Source organism: Helicobacter sp. 13S00401-1 (assembly GCF_002272925.1).
In the GTDB taxonomy this organism is placed as follows: domain Bacteria; phylum Campylobacterota; class Campylobacteria; order Campylobacterales; family Helicobacteraceae; genus Helicobacter_I.
Genome location: NZ_MLAR01000032.1, coordinates 1 through 2,525, shown reverse-complemented (window position 1 = coordinate 2,525; position 2,525 = coordinate 1). Strand labels below are relative to the sequence as shown.

Below are 2,525 nucleotides of genomic sequence, written 5' to 3'. Positions count from 1 at the left end.
TAGTCTTTAATCTGAGCTTGCATAAGTTTTAATTTGTATAAACTCTTAATATCAACTTATACAATCCTTAGTTTTAACTTAAAAATAAGTCTTGATGAAAATGGGAGTTTTATTAACGCATCTACTAATGTAGCAGGTGCTGCAAATGTCCTAAATGGCGCGACTTTTTCAGTAAATGGAACTGTTCTTTCTGGTGTTAACCCAGCATTAAATGCTAACCTATCTTCTCAATTAGATGCTATACAAAAGATGCAGGCTTCTTTGCAAGATATTTCTAATGACGTTATAGCTGGACAGACACAAATCGGTGATGCTAGAAGAGTAGTTAATGATGGAGTGAATGGTGTTGCTGCAACTAACAACCAAATAATCAATAAACAGAAGATAGATCCAAGTATTTTGGCAGGTCAGTTTGGAACTGGAGTTCAAACTGCAAATGACACTATTGGACTATTTAATTCAAATATTGCTGCTGGGTTAAATACAACGAATATTATGAAAACTGCAAATGATTTAGTTACTGCATTTAACCAAACTACTGGAAGAAATACAAATTCTTTAATGGATAGAATCTCAGCCTTTCAGAGCTCTATAGCCCAAGTAACTCCAACACAAGCAGAACTACAAAATCCTGCTTATATACAAGCAAGCAATGATTTAAGCAATTCTTTAAAAGCTTTAAATGATCCAAATACTGGGGCAATAGCAAACTTGAAAAGTACTATAGAAAACAATCAGGTGAATGCCCAAAAATACAATGCTGAACTTCAGAAAGTAGGCAATAACCTTAGTAATTTAAGGAATTTTGGATGGAGTGATCCAAATAATATAAGAAACCTATCTCAGGTAGTATCTGCATTAAAATCTACCATTTTGGATGGCATCAAAACAGATTCTTCTGGTAAAACTCAAAATGATATAACAATAACTGGAGATCCAACAAAACTAGCACCACTTAGTCCTACTAAATTTGATCCTAACAGTAGCACAACTACAGTTGATCCAAAAACTAGTATAGATAATATCGCCACGGCTGTTGCAGAAGTAAAAGCTGCTATAGATAAAGTAGGGCAAGATGCTCAAAAGTTAGCTATAACAAGAGCTATAATCTCAGCTTCAACATCAGCCTCTCAAGCCTCTCTTAATGCTGCTGCCCAAGATGCAGCAAGACGCAAAAACTCTACTCCAACCATCCTTCCTACAGCTAAGGCTGGATTAATAGCTTTCTTTGGTAAGCATCAATCTGTATCTGTAGAGTATCAATACTATTTTAGAAATACTAATCCATCTTTTACTAGTGGAGAAGTAACACTTAATTATGCTTATTACTTTGGTGGTAAGTAGGAAGTAACTAGAAACTAGAAACTAGAAACTAGAAACTAGAAACTAGAAACTAGATAGTAGATAGGTAAGTAGGTAAGTAGGTGAGAAGAAAGTAGAAAAGCTAAGTAGGTAAGTTTTATATATTAAGATTTATATAATTTGTATAAGTTATATAAATCTTATAGCTCATATAATTCTTATGATTCTTATGACTTACGCAGTTCATATAATTTATATAATTTATATGATTTATATAGTTCATACAATTCATATAACCTAGTATGATTCATATAGCTTATATATGAGTTTTATATATAAGTTATATATTTAGTAAGTGTATTAAAGTAGAGGTTTAAAAAGATTTAGAATCTAAAGTCTTTAAGATTTAGAATCTAAGATCTAGATTCTAAACACAAACATACTTCTAAACATAAAATACAAAGTAAAATCTAAAAATAAATATTAATTCTAAATACAGAATACAAAAATAGACTCCAAACTTTTTAAATAACTAAAAACAATATTATTAATCACAAAGACTGTAGTTGTAAAGACTATTTAGATTGCAGGCAATAATCTTTGCAAGTTAAACATTAAAAACTCTTTGTAATCTTGCTATTAAAATTCTAGTTATAGTCTTACTATCAAAAAGTCTTATGAATCTTTTATAACTTTATAGAATACTAAGTTTTAGAATCTAAATCTAACTTCATAAATCCTAAATCCTAAGACTTAAGACTCTAATTCTCTAAATATAAATCCTACTTTCAAACTAACTCAAGGTTTAGAATCTAAATTACTTTAGATTCTAAACACAAAACCTCATAAATAAGCTCTTGTAAAGATTTAACAAACTTATAGCCCATCCTTAGGTCAGAATCTAGTTTTAAACTAGATTCCATACGACTAGCCTTTATCTTACTTTTATAAAACAGCCTTCATACTTACTTCATCTATAGATTTACATGTAATAACAAAATGGCAATTTTGCCACTTGTTATTACAAATAAATCACACACCTAACTTAAAGACTAAATAAACTTAAAAACTAGATAGCAGCAAATTACAATTTTGTCTTTACTCTTAAAGCAATCTAAGTGCATATTAAGAGTTAGATCCCTTATTCCCCTCTCTAAAACAACCTTACTTCTCTCATAAGGTAACAGTAGTAAAACAGCACCTTTACTCTTCTTATAACATAA

At 30.2% G+C, this 2,525-nt stretch carries 1 protein-coding gene; it reads left to right on the top strand.

The genetic code is table 11. The features are described 5' to 3' along the window. Nucleotides 1-33 precede the first annotated feature (33 nt). Nucleotides 34-1,344, top strand: coding sequence for a hypothetical protein (locus tag BKH43_RS08270; RefSeq protein WP_095230464.1), 1,311 nt, complete (start codon nucleotides 34-36; stop codon nucleotides 1,342-1,344). Nucleotides 1,345-2,525: the final 1,181 nt, after the last annotated feature.